The sequence below is a fragment of the Pseudoalteromonas sp. 4NS20-0020 genome, assembly GCF_057554385.1.
Genome location: NZ_BAAJMI010000009.1, coordinates 1 through 22106 on the forward strand (window position 1 = coordinate 1; position 22106 = coordinate 22106).

20 protein-coding genes and 1 pseudogene are annotated in these 22106 nt (G+C 41.0%); all 21 read right to left on the minus strand.

Annotated features, from left to right (window positions below):
* Nucleotides 1-210 precede the first annotated feature (210 nt).
* Nucleotides 211-1251: an IS630 family transposase gene (locus AC27JL_RS18020; RefSeq protein WP_010558023.1), complete on the minus strand. Its 1041-nt coding sequence runs from the start codon at nucleotides 1249-1251 to the stop codon at nucleotides 211-213.
* A gap of 273 nt (nucleotides 1252-1524) precedes the next feature.
* Nucleotides 1525-1875, minus strand: a complete 351-nt coding sequence (locus AC27JL_RS18025) for a hypothetical protein (protein ID WP_004589646.1) — start codon at nucleotides 1873-1875, stop codon at nucleotides 1525-1527.
* A gap of 50 nt (nucleotides 1876-1925) precedes the next feature.
* Nucleotides 1926-2297 (minus strand): hypothetical protein, encoded by a 372-nt coding sequence (locus AC27JL_RS18030; protein WP_008467865.1) that lies wholly within the window; start codon nucleotides 2295-2297, stop codon nucleotides 1926-1928.
* 10 nt (nucleotides 2298-2307) lie between these two features.
* The gene (locus AC27JL_RS18035) at nucleotides 2308-2730 is read right to left on the minus strand and encodes a hypothetical protein (RefSeq protein ID WP_008467863.1); all 423 of its coding nucleotides are present in this window, start codon (nucleotides 2728-2730) and stop codon (nucleotides 2308-2310) included.
* The gene (locus AC27JL_RS18040; protein ID WP_010558024.1) at nucleotides 2714-3379 is read right to left on the minus strand and encodes a methyltransferase family protein; all 666 of its coding nucleotides are present in this window, start codon (nucleotides 3377-3379) and stop codon (nucleotides 2714-2716) included. Before AC27JL_RS18040 ends, AC27JL_RS18035 begins: the two co-directional genes overlap by 17 nt.
* Entirely contained in the window at nucleotides 3372-3707 is a 336-nt protein-coding gene (locus tag AC27JL_RS18045; protein ID WP_008467859.1) for a DUF2933 domain-containing protein, read from the minus strand. Before AC27JL_RS18045 ends, AC27JL_RS18040 begins: the two co-directional genes overlap by 8 nt.
* Before the next feature lie 9 nt (nucleotides 3708-3716).
* A complete protein-coding gene (locus AC27JL_RS18050; RefSeq protein ID WP_004589267.1) occupies nucleotides 3717-4070 on the minus strand; it encodes a cupredoxin domain-containing protein in 354 nt (117 codons plus the stop codon).
* A gap of 11 nt (nucleotides 4071-4081) precedes the next feature.
* Nucleotides 4082-6325 (minus strand): heavy metal translocating P-type ATPase, encoded by a 2244-nt coding sequence (locus AC27JL_RS18055; RefSeq protein ID WP_008467856.1) that lies wholly within the window; start codon nucleotides 6323-6325, stop codon nucleotides 4082-4084.
* A gap of 101 nt (nucleotides 6326-6426) precedes the next feature.
* Complete coding sequence (locus AC27JL_RS18060) at nucleotides 6427-6840, minus strand: MerR family transcriptional regulator (RefSeq protein WP_008467855.1); 414 nt, start codon at nucleotides 6838-6840, stop codon at nucleotides 6427-6429.
* A 299-nt stretch (nucleotides 6841-7139) separates the two neighbouring features.
* Entirely contained in the window at nucleotides 7140-7562 is a 423-nt protein-coding gene (locus AC27JL_RS18065; protein WP_010558026.1) for a hypothetical protein, read from the minus strand.
* A 652-nt stretch (nucleotides 7563-8214) separates the two neighbouring features.
* Nucleotides 8215-9087 carry a copper resistance protein B gene (locus AC27JL_RS18070; RefSeq protein ID WP_021032426.1) on the minus strand — a complete coding sequence of 291 codons (873 nt, stop codon included), beginning with the start codon at nucleotides 9085-9087 and terminating at the stop codon, nucleotides 8215-8217.
* Nucleotides 9084-10907: a copper resistance system multicopper oxidase gene (locus AC27JL_RS18075; RefSeq protein ID WP_010558029.1), complete on the minus strand. Its 1824-nt coding sequence runs from the start codon at nucleotides 10905-10907 to the stop codon at nucleotides 9084-9086. Before AC27JL_RS18075 ends, AC27JL_RS18070 begins: the two co-directional genes overlap by 4 nt.
* A gap of 27 nt (nucleotides 10908-10934) precedes the next feature.
* Entirely contained in the window at nucleotides 10935-11405 is a 471-nt protein-coding gene (locus AC27JL_RS18080; RefSeq protein ID WP_021032425.1) for a YybH family protein, read from the minus strand.
* Between the two features lie 15 nt (nucleotides 11406-11420).
* Nucleotides 11421-12308, minus strand: coding sequence for a copper resistance D family protein (locus AC27JL_RS18085; protein ID WP_010558031.1), 888 nt, complete (start codon nucleotides 12306-12308; stop codon nucleotides 11421-11423).
* A gap of 19 nt (nucleotides 12309-12327) precedes the next feature.
* Entirely contained in the window at nucleotides 12328-12675 is a 348-nt protein-coding gene (locus tag AC27JL_RS18090) for a copper resistance CopC family protein (protein ID WP_010558032.1), read from the minus strand.
* 53 nt (nucleotides 12676-12728) lie between these two features.
* Nucleotides 12729-15893: an efflux RND transporter permease subunit gene (locus AC27JL_RS18095; protein WP_010558033.1), complete on the minus strand. Its 3165-nt coding sequence runs from the start codon at nucleotides 15891-15893 to the stop codon at nucleotides 12729-12731.
* A 14-nt stretch (nucleotides 15894-15907) separates the two neighbouring features.
* Nucleotides 15908-17650, minus strand: a complete 1743-nt coding sequence (locus tag AC27JL_RS18100) for an efflux RND transporter periplasmic adaptor subunit (protein WP_004589254.1) — start codon at nucleotides 17648-17650, stop codon at nucleotides 15908-15910.
* A complete protein-coding gene (locus AC27JL_RS18105) occupies nucleotides 17650-19077 on the minus strand; it encodes a TolC family protein (RefSeq protein ID WP_010558034.1) in 1428 nt (475 codons plus the stop codon). The genes AC27JL_RS18100 and AC27JL_RS18105 overlap by 1 nt, the downstream gene beginning before the upstream one ends.
* The gene (locus AC27JL_RS18110) at nucleotides 19077-19574 is read right to left on the minus strand and encodes a DUF411 domain-containing protein (RefSeq protein ID WP_004589252.1); all 498 of its coding nucleotides are present in this window, start codon (nucleotides 19572-19574) and stop codon (nucleotides 19077-19079) included. The genes AC27JL_RS18105 and AC27JL_RS18110 overlap by 1 nt, the downstream gene beginning before the upstream one ends.
* 107 nt (nucleotides 19575-19681) lie before the next feature.
* Nucleotides 19682-20047, minus strand: a complete 366-nt coding sequence (locus tag AC27JL_RS18115; protein ID WP_010558035.1) for a hypothetical protein — start codon at nucleotides 20045-20047, stop codon at nucleotides 19682-19684.
* 119 nt (nucleotides 20048-20166) lie between these two features.
* A pseudogene (locus tag AC27JL_RS18120) lies at nucleotides 20167-21342 on the minus strand (IS4 family transposase).
* Nucleotides 21343-22106 lie beyond the last annotated feature (764 nt).

Consider the following 22106-nt stretch of genomic DNA (forward strand, 5'->3'; position numbering starts at 1 on the left):
GAAACGAGTTAATCATGAATGACTGCTCATGGCACTTAGCCAAACTTCGGCAAAGAGCGAATAGCGGACATCAACGTTCACTTCAGCATTACCGAATACTGAACGGTTTTGAGCTAAAGTTTTTGCGCGGCACATGGAAAAGAACTGCGTAGAGTTTGGTGCCAGATGCAAGTCCATGCTAGGGATTTACTGCTGACTAAATAACTGATCCTAATTGTGATACACCTGCTTCAAGCCATGCTTGCCACCTGGGAACGGAGCCGCTGTGTCCATAAAGTGGTATACCTGCTCCAGTAAGTCATCCATGTTCTTACACTGATGGTTACGGGTTATCGTTTCATGCAACGCATGCCATAGCTTTTCAATTTTGTTGTGCCACGGGCTGTATACCGGTAAAAACAAGAGCTTGAACTTTGGGTTCTCATTCAGCCATTTCTGCGTTTTTTTGCTCTTATGGATGATGTAATTATCCACAATTAGCGTGATACTTTTCGCTCGCCGGTATTGCCCTTTCAGTTGCTCCAACAGCGCAATAAACAAATCACTGGTCTTGCGCTCACCACCAACATAACTGATTTGTCCTGTCTGGCTGTGCAGTGCCCCCGCCAGATAGTGTTTCTTATTCTGGCCGGGTGTAGCTACCTTACGCTGTTTACCTTTAAAGCCCCAGTCGGCACCAATCTTCGGATTCAGGTGGATATCCACCTCATCCTGATAAAACACCGGATGGTCCACGCTGCAATTTTCAAGTGCCTCCCGCATGGCTGCTAACTTAGCTTCTTTATCTGGGTCTTGGATATACAGCGTCGGTGCCGCACGACGCCAGACGATGCCGACTTGTGGCAACCACCGCCTGAGAGTTGAGCTATGAATAACGATACGGTAAAGCTTATGCAGTAGCAGTGCGAATAATTCACTACTCCAACGCGACCGCTGATAACCCAGTGTCCTGGGTACATGGTTCACCAACAGTTTTAAAACACCGCAGATAAAGCCTTTGGGCTGACTTGGTGGTCGCCCAGCACCCTTGGTTTTAAGGCCATCTATACCTGCTGCTTCATACCAGGTTACCCACCGGTTTACTGATGAACGGCCTGCTTGCAAAACACGGGCTACTTGCGACTTGGTTTCACCTTTTAGCACCAATAACACCGCATTTGCCCGGCGGCACAGGTCTTTATCTCGGGTTTTATGTACAATTTTCTTCAAGCGGCGGGTTTCTGCGCCGTATAAAAATGCTATTTTGTTCATACTCAATGCGGTTGTTGATTGGTTATGTTTGGCGACTGATCTGATCGCGCAAACCGCATTGAGTTCCCTTCCTCGGGTGATCTACTATTTGGAACAGCTATTTAGGATGCCAGCCCATACCTTTCTAATTCATATGTAACATTTTTTCTGTCGTACTGGCATCAAGATAACCAGAACTGAGCAAACAATCTCAAAGGTTGTACAAAATAACACTAAAGTTTTTTCATTAAGTTTTATTGTTATGCTCTTGTGGTGGCTTTCGCCACCACTTTATTAGTTTTCAAGTTCCACCATATCTTTCGCTGCAATGTCACCAGACACTAGCTTTACAGTTGCGAAATGATCATTCACAATTTTAGTAATTTGTACCGTTCCTACCTTTTCGATAGTGTAGGGATCTTCACCTTCACTCAATACTATTCTTTCATGGAATCTAATAACACTGTATTTTTGCCCAACCTCTGCGCCATGCTTAGCACCAATACAGATTAGAGTTCGATTATCAGAACTTTCTACTACCTGACCTCTCATCATGTATTTATGATAAAAAGTGGTATTGGAACAACCCACTAAATATAAACCGAATGTAAGCAATAAAAGAGCTTTTATATAGGGTGTTTTCATCACTGTTACCTCATTTGACTAACTAATTATCTATACACTTTTTTATGAATTCATTTGTTTTTCCGGCCAGCCCCCGAAGGTGCTTGATGACAACTCCAAGGCTTATGAACAGAGTTATCTTTGATGTTCTGATCAACAAATTTATAGTAACTTTCTTTAGTATGTGTCCACCAATCATCATGAACATCTGCGCCATACTTACGGATTACCTCCTCAATCCCATCAAGGCTTACGTTTGCGGCATCATAGGCAAGGTGTATTTCACCTTCTTTGATGTTGTAACTAACTTCATCTATACCAAAAAGCTGATCTATTTCTTTTACTAACTCGTCACAGCTTTCTTCTGTGACATTGCTAAGCTTTAGGTTTCGAACAACTAAATTTTGCTCTTTAACGCCAACTCTATGATTTAAATCGCTCATAATTTTTCTCCTAATGTTTGTGTGAATGCTGTTGATTGCTATCTTTCATTTCTTCCATTTTACGGTTCATCTGCGGCATCATGTTCCCCATCATTTCTAAATGATGTTCAGCCATCTTGATTTGTTGATGCATTGGCATTTCTTCCATGTTTTTGTGCATGGATTGCATCATCTTCATCATTGAACGGTGATGTTCAACCATCATCTGCTGTTGCTTTTCAGGATCTTTTTCAGTTTTAATGGCATGGACTTCCTTTTTCATTTCCATCATCTTTTTGTGCATTTCTCCCATGTTCTCATGTGGTATTGCCATGCCTTGATGCATATCAGCTTTGTTCGCACCTTCATGCTTATGCTCATTGTTTTGGGCAAATGAGCTAGTGGTTATAAGTAGTGAACTAATAAATAAAATTGATTTAGTTAACGTTTTCATGATTTTTACCTTCTACACTTTTATTAAAATTTGGGATCCAACTTGGTGTCGATTCCATATACCTGTGGTACTCCGAACCAAACTCAGCAATCGCTTGTGCTTCTTCGCGTTTCGCTAGCTTGACGTAAACAACGACTAAGATCGGAAACATCGCAAGTGTTGGGATTGTCGGCCACTGCAATAAAAAGCCGAACATGATTAGAATGAAAGCTACATACTGTGGGTGGCGACACCTTGCATACCATCCAGTTGTAGCCAATTGATGATGTTTTTGCGCGTGATGCAATACATTCCATGCTGAAGACAACATAAAGAAACCTGCAACAATTAACACCATACTCACTATATGAAATGGGTCCCAATGGGCATCACCTTGAAATCCAAAGAAAGTATGTAATAAATGCCCATTTTCATGCGCAAAGAAATTTACTTCTGGATAGGTCTCCGTCAGCCACCCCGACAGAAAATAGATAGTTAAAGGAAAGCCATACATTTCAGTAAATAGGGCAACAATAAAGGCAGAGAACGCGCTTAGACTTCTCCAATCAGTTGATGTTTTTGGTTTGACAAAACTAAAGGCAAAAAAGATAAAAATTGCTGAGTTCAGTATCACCATTGACCATAAGTCATAATCATATGTTTCATTCATCACTGCTCTCCTTTTTATGTGATTCCTTACGTGCCTTTTCTAACCCTTGTATGTAGCCATCGCGATAGGCTGCATTTTTATCCGTGAGTTCTTGAAAGCTCTCTTCCTTTTTTTCATCAGGCGCATGTGAATGATCGTGACCATGTTTACCATGACTGCCATGCATAAATACGTGCATCAAGGGGCATAGCAATAAAATCAAGTAGGGAAGAAATTGCAGCATATGTTGACCATGCTCAAGCACTAAGAAGTAGGTCACTGCGGCAATAAGTGCCAGTGCAGCCCAGCCTGTAGGTGTTGACCAAAAATTAGGGTGTTGATTTTTCATATTGCCCTCCTAAACGACTTTTAAGACACCGCGATACATTTGCATCTGACAGTGAAACTCATGCTCTCCCGGTGATAAGTTCAATAGGGTAATTTGAGTAATTTCATTTAATTTAAGCTGTTCGCTTATATCCAATGAAGGAATAAGCATTGTTTCAGCGCAGGGGGATTGATCTTTGCGCATAAACTTCAGAGTGACAGGTTGGCTAGCAGACACCTGAATTGAGGATGGGGAATACACACCATCCCTCACTTCAATGAGTACTTCATTACCTTGAACGATTGTTTTATTGGGTTTATATAGCCAAAACCACCAAACAATCAGCGCGATTAACATTAAGCCTAATAAGTTAATAACCATCATTGTGATTCTCCTTAATGCTCTTTTGCTTTAAAAAAGCGAAGTCGATTTGCATTTGACACTACAGTCAATGACGAAAACGCCATTGCAGCACCTGCAATTACAGGGCTAAGCAGAATGCCAAAGAAGGGATATAGAACCCCCGCAGCAAAAGGAATCCCGGCTACGTTATAGACAAACGCGCCAAACAAGTTTTGTTTGATATTTCGTAAAGTAGCTTTGCTTACCGCTATGGCATCAGCAAGGCCATGAAGTGAACCACGCATTAGGGTAATGTCAGCACTTTCGATAGCTACATCAGTCCCTGTGCCTATGGCGAAGCCAACATCGGCTAACGCTAGCGCAGGAGCATCGTTGATGCCATCTCCTGTCATACCAACAATTTCGCCGCCTTCTTGTAGCTCTTTCACCTTGTTGGCTTTATCTTCTGGCAGCACTTCAGCAAGAAACTCACTAATACCCACTTTTTTAGCTACGGCGGCAGCGGTTTCCTTGTTATCACCCGTTAACATGATGACGCGTATACCATTAGCCTGAAGCCGTTTGATAGCAGAGATTGAGTCTGACTTGATAGGATCTGCAACAGCAATGATTGCTGCAAGTTCACCATCTACAGCAAAGTACATAGGTGTTTTGGCTTCTTTGGCTAAAGACTGTGCTTGTTCAACAAAGCCTGTGAGGTCTATGCCTTTTAACTTCATTAGTTTATCGTTTCCGAAAAGCAGGGCTTTGTTGTTGCAGCTTGCTTCTACACCAAAACCCGTAATGGCGTTAAAGGCTTCAATTTTTAGTAACTCAATATCCTGATCTAACGCACTTTCAACAATCGCTTGCGCTAAAGGATGCTCTGAGCCGCTTTCTAAACTTGCTGCAAGCTGTAGTACGTCTTTTTCGTCAGTAGCTTTTGCTAAAATAATATCGGTTACCTTAGGTGCCCCTTCAGTAATAGTGCCCGTTTTATCTAAAATCATGGCAGTGATTTTAGAGGCGGTTTGCAGTGCCTCACCGTTGCGAATAAGCACTCCGGCTTCTGCTGCTTTTCCTACTCCCACCATGACAGACATGGGTGTTGCCAAGCCTAAAGCACACGGGCAGGCAATAATAAGCACAGTAGTTGCTGAAACGATGGCAAAAGCAATGGCTGGCTCAGGTCCAAAGTTAAGCCATGCTAGCGCACTTAACACAGAGGTGATCATCACGACAGGTACGAAAAAAGCTGAAATAACATCGGCCAAACGGCCAATCGGCGGTTTCGAATTTTGTGCTCGTTTCACCATATTGATGATCTGTGCAAGCGCCGTGTCTTTACCAACGCGTGTGGCTCTAAATAAAATCATGCCTGATTTGTTCAAAGTACCTGCGACAACCTCATCTTCTTCAGCTTTTTCAGCAGGCATAGGTTCGCCTGTCAGCATGGACTCATCAATAGAGGTGTGTCCTTCCAATACCACGCCATCGACGGGAATTTTTTCACCCGGTTTTACCTTCACAATATCGTTAAATAAAACCTGCTCAATACCTATCTGAACTTCTTTGTTGTCACGAACCACGGTTGCTGTTTTGGCTTGCAAGCCGATAAGACGTTTAATGGCCTCAGAGGTTTTACCTCTGGCTTTGATTTCTAATGCTAAACCTAAATCAATTAAGCCAATGATCATGGCGGTAGCTTCAAAATAAACATGCCGTGCCATCAATGGAACAGCGTCAGGTGCAAACACGACAACCATCGAATACAACCAAGCCGTGCCTGTTCCTAAAGCAATTAGGGTGTCCATATTGGCTGAATGATTTTTGAAGCTCTTCCATGCTCCTACATAGAAATGCTTGCCTGAAAAATACATAACACCAAAAGTTAAAATGCCTACAACCAACCAAGAAATTCGTTCAAGGTTTGTTTCAACCGTCATTTCTCCAACTACAATGCTGTAGATCATCAAAGGAACGCCGAGTGAAAGGGCAATAAACGTATCGCGCATTAGCTTTTTGTAATATGCAAAATCCGCAGCCTCTTTCTCATCAAGCGCATCTGTTGCTGAGCTATCATCAATTGGCTTCGCGTTATACCCCACTGACTCAACAGCTTTGATCAACTCTTTTGTTTTAGCTGTCCCATAAACTGTTACTGTCCTATCAGCAAAATTCATTTCCGCACTGACGACTCCAAGAGTTGCCTTCAACGCCCCTTCAATTTTGCCTACACAGCTAGCACACCCAGCACCTTCAATGATAAGCTGTTGGTTATGTGATACTTTCTCCAACGTATTCTCCTTACTTTTACACGAAGAGGATTGAGCTTTTGCCTGACAGCAACAGCCTGATTCAGTTTTTATATTTGTGTTAGTAGCCACCCTTTTTCCTCCTATGCTTTTTTAATTTGCTCAAAGTTTTCGATGAGATGACAAACCATGTTTGCAGTCGGTGCTTTGTCTTCCATTTCTTCCCATCGAGAAAGCGCAGAAGACATTTTTCCTCGAAGTGCCAACATTGCTTGAAACTGCTTTTCTGTTTCTTCAAGCCGCTCTTTGATCAGGCTTCTGACTAATGGGCACGCACTTTTACCATCTTCAGATTCATTAATAATTTCCTTGATATCTGCAACGGAAAAACCAAGGTTTCTGGCACTTAAAATGAATTTAAGTCTCGATACTTCTTTATTCGAGTATGACTTGTAGCCGTTCACTGACTTAGCAGGTTTTAACAATCCTAATCTGGTGTAATAGCGCACCGTATCAGCAGTCGTTCCAAGGCTTTTTGCCAGCTCCGCAACTTTCATATTCACTCCTCAGTTTTTTAGCTAAGTTTGTACTCTCATCTTCAGCTTAGACCTGTGTCTAAGACACAGGTCAAGTACTAATTCTAGTGAATAAGCTAAAAACTAATTTTTTGGTAAAAGAGAAATCTCGGTCAAAATCGACAGCATTAAGTACTGTAAATAGCAATAGTTTGAGCATGTTCATCATGCCTCCAAAAAATATTGTGCTAATTGTTCAAAACGGTTGGTAATTTAAACCAATCAGTAAATCGTTTTATTTTTGATGGGACTGGCGAAAAAAAGGCGCACTGATCCCGTGATTAGCCAATAATTGGTGGACGATAAAGTAAGAGATGGATACCAGATTTTGGTAGGGGTATACGCTGTAGAATTAGCTCAGAATGAATATTGCAAATACCTTCGTCTTGCGCTTCCACAAGATAGGCATTTAAATGAAAGCTTGTACAAAAACCGCCTTCACAACAAACACAATCACCAGCTTTACATTTTTCACAGTCTTCATCACCATGACGGTTTTTAGAATCTTGCGAATTTTCAGTGTGATAGTGACTATTGTCATTCATTGATTGATGATGCATATTTTTGCTTGGTTGTATAATATGCGTGTCGGAAGATCCATTTTGATGTTCTTCACAATTCATTGGTTTAGCAATAGCAAAGCCATGCTGCGTAAGCAACAGAGTAATTACCACTATTTTAAACCACTTGAAAAGTCCAAACATTTTAATTCCTTATTTATCACCTACAATATTAGCCACTTTATAAAAATAATTTTATGATCTTGATCAACCTTTGAACTAAAACCTAAACTTTTTACTTTTTACTTTTTACTTTTTACTTTTTACTTTTTACTTTTTACTTTTTTAAACAGCTTTAACTTCACAAGTATAAAAGGGGTGTCTAATTTATACTCATGAGATTGAAGCCAAGCATGAGCACCACTAAAAGAAATAAAAACCCTACGCTCATAACTAGGTATTGAGTAATGGATCATTTTTCCAATTGTTCAGCTTTAAGCGCAGTACTTTGCAACAATCGGTTCTATCCCGGGCACATCCAATTCCCGTTCATCAAAAGTGATAAAATGGCCTATTGTACGTCTTTCAATGGCGATGTTTTTTGCCTTGACTCTTTAACCTTAACCATTCGCCAACTTTACTTCTTAGCTGATATTCCACCTTGATAGGTATACACCAGACTGGCACCGATTGAAAACAAGAAGTAGCTTACTATTACTGCTCTTAGTTCTTTCCAAAAAAACTATTAGCTAGGCCTTTCCTAACATAACTAAAATGGTTTAAATCCCAAAAAACGAAAGCTACCATCAATATAGTTGCGGTAGCTCTCATCAAGTCAATATAGTATTTCTTCATATCAGAGCCAGAACTTGATACCTGCAACAAAAGCAGTATCACGAGTACTTTGCCCATTTAACTTCGCAAAGTCGGCTGTATTACCAAATTTATTTGTCCACTCAACGCCAACATAGGGAGCAAACTGGCGGGTAAACTCATAACGAACCCGAAAACCAATAGCACTGCTAGACAAGCCACTACCAAGGTTATTTTGGACGTCATCCTTACCGTAAAGCGTCAACTCTGCTCGTGGTTGAACAATTAACTTTTGAGTAAGTAATAGCTCATACTCAGCTTCGATCGAAAATGCACTATTACCTTGCTCTCCTAAATACGCAGTCATATCAATTTCAAACCAGTAGGGGGCTAGACCTTGTAAACCAAAAGCTAGCCATTTGCGGTTTTCACCTTCGTTATTGTAATCAAGTCGAATACCGACTTGTGTATCCCAATAAGCAGATATTGCGTGGCCCCATAGAAAATCTGTTTGGTTCTCCTCTAAATTACCTTCGCTAAAATCTCCTTCAGTTTTGATGACTAATCTATCAAAAGTAGTGCCATACCATGCCTGAAAGTCAAAAACACCTGCGTTTGTTTGCTCATTATATTCAAGACGATCCCCTAGTAGCGCGTAAAATGAATGCTCATCTGCCAAAGTCAGTCGTTTGTCGCTACTGAGTGCATAAGGGCCTTCAGTCAAAGTTGTACCTGCTGCATAAGCATGGGGGTCTCTAGCATCTTTAGGTGCATCTCCACCTTGTGCTTGCATTTTAGAATCACCCATCTCAGTCATCTCATCTTTTGCAGATACAGATACAGATACAGATACACTTATAAGGGGCAAACCTATTAATAATAGTCTTAACGTATTGGTTAGTATTAATTTTTTCATGATACAACTACCTCTCTAAACATACCTGCATCCATGTGGAATAATAAATGGCAATGCCATGCCCAGCGACCTACGTCATGAGGTGTTGTTAAAAAACTAATTCTTTGCGCTGGTTGTACAGGGATAGTATGGCGACGAACCTGTACATCACCTTTTTCATTCTCCAAATCGCTCCACATACCATGCAGGTGCATGGGATGTGTCATCATTGTATCGTTTTGTAAAATAACTCTTAAACGTTGATTATGCTTCATGTGAACTGGCGTGCTTTTTCCAAATTCCAAGCCATCAAATGACCAGCTATAACGCTCCATGTTTCCAGTTAAATGTAATTCAATTTCAGCCTCTGGCTCTTGCTGGTTTGTAATTCCCTCAAGAGAATGTAAATCTGCAAGTGTTAAAACACGGCGTCCATTTTTACGTAAACCTATACCGGGATCATCAAGGTTTGTTCTAGGCATATCAACACGCATATCAACAGAAGCTCCATACTCTGTTTTTGCATGACGCACTTTAGTGCTAGCAACAGCTAATGGGTTTTTAGTCATTCCATGTTTACTATGATCCATTGCCATCGCTCCATGACCCATTGCACTATGATCCATTTTATTAGAATTCATGCCCGACATACCTGCCGTATCAGCCATTGTAGAATGCACACTATCATGGGTCATATTGCCCATCATATCTGTCATCGTTAACCACTCAACGGGGTCTAAAGAAGGTACTGGTGCATCAACGTTAGGTGCCATTGATAAAGTACCTTTAGCATAACCTGAGCGATCCATGCTTTGTGCAAAAATCGTATATGCATCATTTTTTGGCTCGACAAGTACATCATAAGTTTCACCGGGACCAAATCTAAATTCATCTACTGTCACAGGTTCAACATTTTGTCCATCAGCTTGTACAACTGTTAACTTCAGCTCAGGTATTCTTACATCAAAAAACGTATTGCTAGAACCGTTAATAAATCTAAGCCTAACCTTTTCGCCAGCTTTAAACATTCCACGCCAGTTTGTCAAAGGCGCACAACCATTCATTAAAAAAGTCATTGCAGATGCTGATAAGTCTGCAAGATCTGTAGGGTTCATTCTCATTTTATTCCACATTTCCCGGCGTTGTAGCGCATTTGAAACGCTGCTATTTGAAATGTCATCAAAAAACTCTGGAACAGTAGGTTGATTAAAGTTAAATACATCGCCCTGTACTTTTAACTTGCGAAACAAATCCATTGGGTCATCATCAGTCCAATCAGACAATTGGATGACATGCTCATTGTCAGCACTAATAATATCCTTTTCTCTTGGCTCAATAATTAATGCGCCGTACATACCTGTCATTTCTTGAAAGCCACTGTGTGAGTGATACCAATATGTGCCGCTTTGTTGCAGCTTAAATTTATAAACAAAGGTTTCACCCGGCATTATACCTTTAAAGCTAATACCCGGTACGCCATCCATTTGATACGGAAGAATGATCCCATGCCAATGAATTGAACTCGGCACTGATAATTTATTAGTTACCCTGATAGTAACGTCATCACCTTCTCTGAGGCGCAAGGTAGGAGCTGGTATTGAGCCATTGATTGTTGTAGCCATTCTTACAACACCTGTGAAGTTTACGGGTGACTCATCTATCACTAAATCTATTACTTCTCCACTTAGTTCGGGCGCAGTACCTGTTGAAGTTCCAGCAATCAAAGATGAAGCTGCATGAAGAACACTTGGAAAAGCAGCTAATACACCGCCAGCAATTACACCTTGTACAAAGCGTCTACGTGGCGTAGAAACTTGATGTAATGGACTTTTAATTCTCATTTTGTACTCCGTTATTTAACCAATAAATTAATGTGACCAATGAATGTGCTTAATCTTCCATTCACCATTTTGTTTTTCCAGCACTATCGTTTCCATGCCTTGATAATCGCGTTCAACACCTTTATGAGTACCTGTAGTTTGACTACGCGACGCAGAGATAGCGGTATTTCCAAGTATCGTCACTTGATGTTCAAGTGTGTCGCTCTTCATCGCTGCTAAATACTTCATATCCGACAACATATGATGATGAGCATATTCATCAGCGCTCCTTTCAACGCGGCCTCCCTCGAAAATGGTGACATCATCCGCTAACTGCGCTCTAGCCTGTTTTTGATTGCCAGTTTCAAGTGCTTGATGAAATGCCAAAACAACTTTTGCGGCAGGGGTATCTATACCTTTAAACAAACCTTTGTCTTTGTTCTTATCACCATGAGCGTTTGCTGCGAAACTAAACGTCATTAATAAAACGAGTAATATATTTATTGTTTTCATTTTCATTCTCTCTTTTAGGTTTTAATTTGCAGGGCCAACAACACTAGTAAGCCCAGCCGTTACAGATAAAATGGCAAAAGCTACTAGCATTTCTATCGAGATAGATTTAGATAAAGCCTCTCTGCCTTGACTATTTTTAAGTTGTGGAACGAGTATTAGTTTATGTTTAGCAGCAAGTGCCAAAATAGACACTACAAGGGCCAATTTAAACAACAGTGTTTGTCCGTAACTTGAGCTTATTAGTGCATCAAGACTTCCGACCAATTGAATCACGAGCCAGAGGCCTGCTACCAACAATAGGCTCACTGTAAAACTTGCTTGTTTGCCAAAGCTTTCCATCAGCAAATGAAGTTCTGCATAACTTAGCTGATGGCAAGCCTGTTTTAGTGGCAATAACGCCCCAAACCACCATGCCATAACGAGCACATGCAAAATAAGCAAGCCTTTTTCAATTGTGCCTAACTCAGAAATATGACCCAGTAACGTGAATGAGTATGCAAGGATTAATAAACTCAACATTAAAGCGCTTTGTTTTAAGTACGAGTTCACAGCGAGTTTGAACCTTAAAGCTAAAGCGATTATTGCGGTAACTAGCCCAAGCGCTCGAAGCAAAGCTCCAGTGCCGACAGAGGAGTCCCACATAATAGCCAATATATCAGCGTCTATCGCCCCCTGAATTCCCTCTTCTGCCATTGCACCAGTACTGGCAAAGAACCAAGTAATATTAGCGATCAAAGCCATAACTATATAAGTTCTTGTCCACGTTAAATTCGCTATTACAGTATTAGTATGAGATTCATTATTCTCAAATATTTGCCTGAAAAATGTATAACCAGCAATACAGGCAAAGCCGACGTAAAATACAATTTTTGACAGTACAATGACTGTATTCCAGATATACATTTCCATATCAATCACACCGCCTATTTTAGTGAACCATAAAGCCGAAGCTATGTTTCATTTTATGACCATCGTTACCTAAGAAGGTTACATCCACAGCATAGTTTGCAGGAGCTAATTTAGGTAGTTTCCATGTAAATTTGCTAGTAGCGACTTTAGAAGGCTCGAATCCAAATTTAAATTCTTCGCCTTGTTTATTGGCCAATGAAACTTTTACAACACGTACCTCTTTGGTGAACACCAAAGTTAACTCTTCTGGAGGATTCATTAGCATTGCATTATCAGCAGGCACACTTTTTTCAAGATGCACATGCGCAAATACCGCACTACTAAAAACGACACTGATTACGGTTAAAAATTTAATTAGTTTTTTCATATTTACCTCTATTTTAGTTTATTGAAATTGCTATTTATGGTTTCTTAACTTCGCTAAGCATTACTTTTTAGCTCCGCCTTAGAAAGCTCCTTGTTAAAGGCGTTTAATTCTGGCTTTTTAACGATTGAGTAAATTACTGGGAGCACAATAAGAGTGAGTAGCACAGCACTTGTCATTCCGCCTACCATAGGTGCAGCAATACGACTCATAATCTCCGAACCTGTTCCTGTACCATATAAAATGGGCATCAAGCCGATAATGATTGTTGCAACTGTCATCATTACTGGACGAACTCGTAAGGCTGCACCGTGCAATAATGCATCTTGATATGCATCATCAGAGATAGGTTCAGCTCGCTCTTCAGCTTTTTCCTTAAGCTCAGCAAGTGCCTGATTAAGATAGACCAACATTATCACACCAATCTCAACCGCTACCCCAGCTAGAGCAATAAAGCCCACGCCAACAGCCACAGAGAAGTTAAACCCTTCCAGATACATCAACCATAAGCCACCAATCATCGCCATCGGCAAGGTAACGATAATGATAGCCACCTCACTAAACGCTCTGAAGTTTAAGTAAAGTAGAATAACAATAATGGCGAGTGTTAAAGGCAATACATAGGTGAGCTTTTCTTTCGCTCTTTCCATATATTCGTATTGCCCAGCCCAAGTAATTGAATAACCTGCTGGTAGTTTTAGATTATTAGCCAAGTGTATTTTTGCACTTTCAACATAAGTACCTACGTCAACACCGTCTATATCGATAAACGTCCAGCCATTTAAACGAGCATTTTCACTCTTAATCCCCGGCGGACCGTTCTCAACTCGAATATCTGCGACATCACCTAGTGCAATGCGTTGACCACTTGGTGTTACAACAGGTAATCGTGATAGCTGCTCAGGAGAGTCTCGATAGTCTTGCGGATAGCGTAAGTTAACAGGGTAACGCTCTTGACCTTCTACCGTTTGGGTAACGTTCATACCACCAATAGCTGTAGAAACCACTTGTTGAACATCTTCGATGTTTAACCCAAAGCGACTTGCCTTATCGCGTGAAATATCAACCTTGATATATCGTCCACCTGCAACTCGCTCTGAGTAAACTGATGCTGTGCCTGTAACTTCGGGTAAAATTTGCTCTATTTGTTGGCCGATTTCCTGAATCACATCAAGCTCTGGTCCGGCGACTTTAATACCCACAGGCGTTTTTATGCCTGTTGCTAACATGTCGATTCGGGTCTTGATTGGCATAACCCAAGCATTCGTTAAGCCCGGAAACTTAACCAATTTATCAAACTCAGCTTTTAACGATTCAGTAGTCACACCCTCTCGCCACTGCTCTTGTGGCTTCAATTGAATAAAGGTTTCAATCATGGTTAAAGGTGCAGGATCGGTTGCAGTTTCAGCTCTTCCTACTTTACCAAATACAGTTTCAACTTCTGGCACAGTGCGAATAAGCTTGTCTGTTTGCTGCAATAACTCCCTTGCTTTACCAATTGAAATACCGGGATAGGTAGTAGGCATATACATGAGATCGCCTTCATCCAATGGCGGAATGAATTCACTACCAATTTTATCGACAGGCCAAAAGCCAACGATAGTCACTAATATTGCTGCTACTATTGTCGATTTTGGAAACTTCATGACTTGCTTTAAAACAGGCATGTAGATAGCAATCAATAATCGGTTTAACGGGTTTTTCTTTTCAGAAACAACTTTGCCTCGAATAAAGTAGCCCATCAAAACAGGCACCAATGTGATCGCCAAACCTGCTGATGCCGCCATTGCATAGGTTTTTGTATAGGCGAGCGGAGAGAACATTCTTCCTTCTTGCGCTTCCAAGATAAATACAGGTAAGAATGAGACTGTAATGATCAGTAAGCTAAAAAATAGTGCAGGGCCTACTTCACTCGCAGCCTTAGCAACAATTTGCCAGCGATTTTCATCTGTTAGTGGTGTTTTCTCCATATGCTTGTGCATATTTTCAATCATCACTATTGCACCATCAGTCATCGCACCAATCGCAATAGCGATACCGCCTAAAGACATAATGTTGGCATTGATGCCTTGCATATACATGATAATGAACGACACCAAGATACCTAATGGCAGAGTAACAACTGCCACAATAGATGAGCGAAGATGAAATAGGAAAGCCACACAGACAATAGCAACGACTGCAAGCTCCTCTAGCAACTTGCTCCAAAGATTATCAACAGCACGATCTATTAACTTCGATCTGTCATAAACAGGGACAATCTCCACCCCCTCTGGTAGAGAAGATTTAAGCGATTCAAGTTTTTCTTTTACCCCGTTTATGGTTTGTTGAGCGTTTTCACCAAAGCGCATAACGACAACACCACCAACAACTTCGCCTTCACCATTAAGCTCTGCGATACCACGGCGCATTTGAGGCCCTAAATTAACGGTAGCAACATCACCAATACGCAATGGCGTGCCTTGTTCGTTAATACCAAGTGGGATTTTCTCTATATCACTAACTGATTGAATATACCCCGTTGCGGTAACCATATATTCAGCTTCAGCCATTTCCACAACGGATGCGCCAGTTTCTTTGTTCCCTTTTTGTAAGGCTATTTGTATTAAACTTAGAGGAATATCGTAAGCTCTCAATTTATCAGGATCTACTTGCACTTGATACTGCTTAACCATACCACCAACGGCGGCAACTTCGGACACGCCCGGAACAGTTTGTAGTTCATACTTTAAGAACCAGTCTTGAATGCTTCTTAATTGGCTTAGATCATGGTTTCCAGACTTATCTGTTAAAGCGTAAATGTATACCCAACCCACACCTGTTGCATCAGGTCCTAATTGAGGTTTTGCCGAATCAGGCAGGCTTGATGCTACTTGGCTTAAGTATTCAAGTACTCTGCTTCTAGCCCAATACAAATCAGTATCGTCATCAAAAATAATGTAGACGTAGGAATCACCAAAAAATGAGTAACCACGAACAGTTTGCGCCCCCGGCACTGATAACATCGCTGTAGTAAGAGGAAATGTCACTTGATCCTGCACTACTTGTGGTGCCTGTCCCGGATAGCTCGTCTTAATTATCACCTGCACATCAGAAAGATCGGGGAGTGCATCTACTGGTGTTTTTTGTAATGAATACAAACCACCAAACGCGATAATTAAGGTAATCAACAAAACAAAGAAACGATTGCCGATAGACCATCTAATAATTGATTCAATCATTATTTTTCTCCCACTTAATGATTAGAATGATCAACAGCAGCTTTATTTTCCTTGCCGTGTTGTTCATCTGATTCAAGAGAAATGTCAGTGATAACTAAGTCATCTCTAACCTCAAAAGTGAAAGTGACATTATCACCGACATTGAAATCAACCATTTCTATATTGTCCGCGACGATAAAATCCATCGTCGCAGCAGGTCTATCCCATTTCTCTATTGGGCCTCTGCTAATATTTAGAATCCGTGTATCAATATCAATCGCATTAATCAAACCAGATACTGTTGCTGATGATACTTCAGGCTCACTCATGATATGAATTCCAGTAATTTCATATCCACCGTCTTCGGTTTTGCTCACTTCAAAGTGCAAAGATTGACCTGACTTTAATGAGTCAATATCGACTTTTTCAGCCACAGTAAAATCCATAACCATTTCAGGCCAATCCCAAGCTTCAGCAGGGCCATGTGAAATATTAACCATGCGGTGCCCTGCCATAACACTATTAACATCCCCTTGCATCCAAACAGAGTTAGGCACTTCATCATGAGTCATTCGTTTAAAGTCAGAGCTTTTACTTGATTCAGAATCAATCAAGAATTGGGCAGATGTCACCACAACGTCATCTTCATTTAAGCCGTCTAATATTTCGATGCTGTCGATATCAACCCGGCCAATAGTCACTTCAATAGATTTAAATTGCCCATCACCTAACGCAAGTACTACTCTGTCCTGTTTACCTGTTCTAATAACGGCTTCTTTAGGCACGAGGATGGTGCTATCAGCTTGATTAGCGTGAATAGAGACTTGTGCAAACATATTTGGTTTTAATTGATAGTCTGTGTTATCAAATTTCAATCTCACTCGGAGTGTGCGTGTTTTACTGTTCAATGTTGGATAAACATAATCAACGACACCAGCCCAGTCCTCACCGGGTAAATAATCCAGTGTCATTGATACAGGAAGTCCTTTTTTAATTAAGGCTGCGTCACGTTCAAACACTTCTGCTTCAACCCAAACTTGATCTAGCTGGCCAATGCTTAATAAGGTGTTTCCCGGCTTTACATAAAAACCTTCTCTAACCTTCAAACCATCGACAACACCTGCTTGTGGTGAATAAAAGGTAATTGTTTGCTGAACCTTTCGTGTCTTTTCTAGCTTTTGAACAAAGTCTGCTGAAAGCTGTAACGCTTTTAGGCGATCTTTGGCTGCTGAAATTAAAGAACTATTGTTGCGCTTTAACGCTATTAACAGCTCTTCCTGAGCATTAACTAACTGAGGAGAATATAGTGTATAAAGAGGCTGCCCTTTCTCTACAGGGTTACCTGCTGCTTTGATGTAAAGTTTATCAATCCAGCCATCAACCCGTGGGTGGATATGAATTAGCTTATCTTCATCATATTGAACATAACCTACCGTTGAGATTTCAGTATGCATATTTTTCAGTTCAACAGGTGCAGTGCGAACCCCAAGGTTATTCACTACATGAGGCGCAATTTTTACTGCTCCGGGGCCAAAGTCATCACCAGATGATCCTTCCTCATACACTGGAATTAGATCCATCCCCATAGGCGACTTACCGGGCTTGTCCCGGCGGTAATTAGAATCCATCGGTGCAACCCAATACAGAGGCTTTTTTTCTCCTGATGTTGCTTCATTACTATTACTGTTTGAGCCAGTACCTTGATATAAACTCAATGCTCCAGCACCAAGTGCTGCCCCAATGATGATGGCAATAATTGTTTTTGTATTCGTTGACATTATTTTTCTCCAAATTGCTGACTGGATAAGTGCTGATTAGTTTTGTGTGAAGTTTGCATCGACTTATGTTCAGCATTTGAGTTAGATTGAGAATGCGCAAAGAAATAGTTGATACGAGCAACTGTTTTAAGTGCGTCAACATCAATTCTTAAAGCTGATATTCTGGTATTTAATTCGGCAATTCTTGCTCGAACAACTTCGGCAAAATCGCCATCATCATTTGTGTAGGCTGTCAATGACGCTTCTGCTTGGTCATGAGTTTGTTTAAGGAGTTGTTCTTGATAGATAGATTGTCTATCTGATAAGCGTTTAAGCTGTCTTAGTTCTTTTTCTAAAACACTGATCATTTGCTTTGTCAGTAATAGTTTCTCGGTTTTAATAGTCTCTGAATCTGCAATAGAAGCTGCAACTTGCTTATCTTGTCTGTTCTCGGTAAACAAGGGTAAATCAAACGTTACCCCAACAGAAAATAAATCAGCTCGGCTATCACCAGAGGGCATATTGTCGCGATAGGCATAACTAGCATTAACGCCCCATTGCGGCTCATATTGCTGTTTGGCTAACTCAATTCCTTTTTCTGAAGCTTTGCGTTTTATATCAATCGCAAGTATGACTGGGTGATTCGAAAGCTCCTGAGCCAATAGATTTCTTGAGTAATTAGATGCTTTTAGGACTGTTGGATTATTCAATTGAATCGAAGGCAATTCTTTTGAGACGCTAAACTCTAATGGTTGCGCGTCAAAGTTGAATGATTCATTCAAACGATCCGCATCGTAAATATGAAGCCACTCATTGAGACGAGCGATTGTCGTTTCTAGTTTCTGCTTTTGCGAAGTTAATCTGTCATCTAACTGCACGATTTCCAACTGAGCACGAATAACATCTTGCTGTCTAGTTTTACCAACAACGTTTGAATAGCTAGCTTTAGCCACTTCCGCCATCTGCTCAAAGAGAGACCAATCATCTTCAATCAATTTAATAGTTTGTTGGGCTAAGTAAGCATCTAACCAAAGTTGTGACACTTGGCTTTTCAACTTAGCTTTACGATCCTCTCGTAACAGTGGAAATTTCGTGGACTCAATTTGTAACTGGTCTTTCTTGATCTCTAGACTGTCGCCTCTCGGAAACATTTGAGAGACGCCAACCTTTAGCTGAGTCATTCCTTCCTGATCTAAATCCCAAGTATCTGTTGGTAAATTCATTATCCCTAGCGATACTTTCGGATCAGGCAAAGTACCTGAAGCAATACTTCTATTTTCAACTGCACTTTGTTTCAATCGGCTACCATGAAGCCAAGGATCATTTTGCTGAGCTAAGGTGATAGCTTGTTCAAGCGACACTACTTTCTCAGCTTGAGCTGAGAATACAGATAAGCCGAGTATTAATGCAGTTGAAAGTGAAGTAAGGTTTGAAGAGTTCAATTTCATTAGAATTGCTCCTCGTATGTCTTAACTTTTGCATAGACTTTGCTCGTTCCATCTTTAAATAGAATTAACACGTTGTATGGCATAAAGCGGTCATCGACTTCCATACCGGGAGAGCCAACTGGCATTGCTGGAACTGAAAGCCCAATCGCATTGGGATGTTCTTCTGATAAGAACTGCTGAATAAATTTAGCAGGTATATGACCTTCAAAGGCAAATCCATTTCTACTCACTGCCGTGTGGCATGAACGGTAATTAGGTTTGATACCATACTTAGTTTTGATGTTGCCGATGTTTCGGAAATCTTTGGAATGCGCAACGATCCCTTTGTCTTCAATATGAGTTATCCATTTTTTACAACACCCACAAGTAGGGGTTTTATAAACGATTAACTCCAAAGGTGTTACGTCGTTATTGTGTGCATGGTTATGTTCGTTGGCGTTTGCAAACGCAGGTGAAAGCAGCATTACTACTGCTATTTTTAAATACTTATTGATCATTTTTGCCCCCAGACATCGCTGGAAAATATCTATAGCGCTACGACGCTATATTGACTAACAGAAAAATTAATTACATGTGCGAGAAATTTGGACGCACTAATCCTGTATTAGGCAAAAATTGGTGGACGATAAAGGGAAGTGGAAATTGAATGAGGTTGTTTAGATTGCAGAGCAGCTACAGATTCACTGAATATTTGAATATCTGTCGAATCAATACTGGAATTTAGGACTGTCGTAGATGAGCAAGCATTTGCAGGACAAATACATTCAACGTCACAACAATCTTCTGATTGACCATTACTGCTTTTATTCATATCACCATGATCCATGTTCATGTTCATGTTCATGTTCATGTGTGATTCGTGAGAACCTGATGACATTTCGCAAGGCATAGCAGAATACGCAAATGCTTGCCCTACAAAGGCAACCAGCATAAGCGTCATTACTAAGACTTTTGAAAATGCTTTAGACATAAAATTCTCTTACAAATATACATCTCTAATACTAATGCAAATTTTTGACTAAGTCAATTGATGCTGTATAAACATTTATGAATATTTGCTGAGGGATCCCCTCGAATTTGACCATAGTATCAGCTCTTTTCCAGTTTGATGACACCCCAGTCAAACTCTGCGGCCCAGAGCGTGACTTGCCGTCTTGCCGCTTGTATCTCTTCTTCAGTTAAGCCCAGCTGGGCGGCCTTTGATAATCGCATTCCCAGGTAGTTAAATGAGAGTACTCGCCGATGTTTGATGCTGTTAGCCTGAAACTGCAAGTGCTTCCCGGCCAGCTCTGCCGCCAGCCCTATCATGTAATGCAACCAATTTGCCAGTGCCGCCAATAGCAACAGCACTTCCAATCGTTCGCGTTTATAAGTACGGTGGGCTTCGCTACCTAAGCCATAGGTCTGGCTTTTCTGGTCGCGGAAGCTCTCTTCTATTTGCATGCGTTTGCCGTAGCATTTGGCAATCTTCGTCGCGTAATCGAAGCAATTGGGCAAGGATGAGACCAACAACCACGGCTCTTTATATTGCTTGTGTTTGTCGGATTTTCGCAGCTTCCAACCGGTGCCCACCAGCACGGCTTGAGTGCGATATTGCTGGGCTTTGGTCAGCTTAACCTCACCCAAGACTTGGGGCGTAGGGCGTGCTTTTTTGTAGGCTTTGGCAACCGTGATATAGGCATCCTGGCCGGGTAGTTGCAGTGTCTGGTTGCCACGAACTCTGGCAATGTAATGCCAGCCGAGCTTACGTATTTGCTTAAACCACGGCACTTTAAAACCCGCATCGGTAATAATCACCGGCTTAAAGTCTGCCGGCAGTACCTGCTTTAACCGGTATAAAAACGCCCTGTGTACGTGTGGGCACGTATACTCGTCCATCGGCACAACAACTTGATGTAACGTCAGTGGGCGACCTTCCAGCGCCAGGCTGGCACGCAGGATAAAATGGCGCTTTTCGGTGTCGGCATTGCTCCAGTCCACTAAAATCAGCGGCTGTTTGCCCTGACGTAGCAAGCGGGTCATTTCGCCATAAATAAGCGGCGCCTCTGCTTGAAGCGCTTCATTTCTTAGCAAACGGTCAGCTCGTTTGATGCCGTGTTTTTATGACGTTTCACTGTCAAAATTACGGCCGATAGCCGTTACCGTGCATTGGCCATTCTGCATCAAGCTTTGTACTGCCGCCCCCACAGCTAAAAATCGGGCTTTGTGCATACATTTGGGGGTGACAAATGAGAGGAAATCGGCGAGCATTGTTTTTACATTCATGGCAGCATTCATGGTTAGGTGTTTTTGGCGAAAGATCAGATCGGGAACTGCCATGAATGTTCCCTTCGCCTCTAACTATTTGTTTTATCTACGCCATTCGTGGGGATTCGTCAGCTATATTGCTTTAATTAAACTTACAAATACTTTTAGGTACATCTGATATTTGTGCAAGCTATAAATTCGTTGCTCACCATTGACTAGAAGTGTCCGCTTTTGGCACTCTCCAGCCACTCGACAACATAATAATTGGTAAAGTATTTTACTGTGTCTGATGGCGCTTAGCTTATCCGACCTACTCTGGCACTAACTGAAAATACTTTTACTCTAAATTAAAATTGAAGCTCTAATCAAAAATATCAATTTTTGTGCCCTGTTTTACTTCAAATTGTAGTTATTCTCAAGCTGTGGCTCAAAATCATCTGAAATGATGGTACCCACAAGCCCACACTTGATATCTAATATTTCATAATTTATACGTTGATGTTTGTCGAATCAAAATATTTTAACTAGCTTAAAGGCAGACTGGTCAAAAACTTAAATACTTATAAAACTAAAAAAGCGCCCTGATTAACTCGGAGCGCTTTGTGTTTAGGACAAATAAACAGGTTTTATACAAATTTAAATAACAAATATTTGAGCGCTATCTTCATACTACGCTTATTGCTTTGGCAATATTGCTCATAGTTAATTATGCCAATAGCCATTTTGCTACAGAATAAAGTGAGCGAAATAAACCACGCAAAATTTTGAGTTGATTGATATTG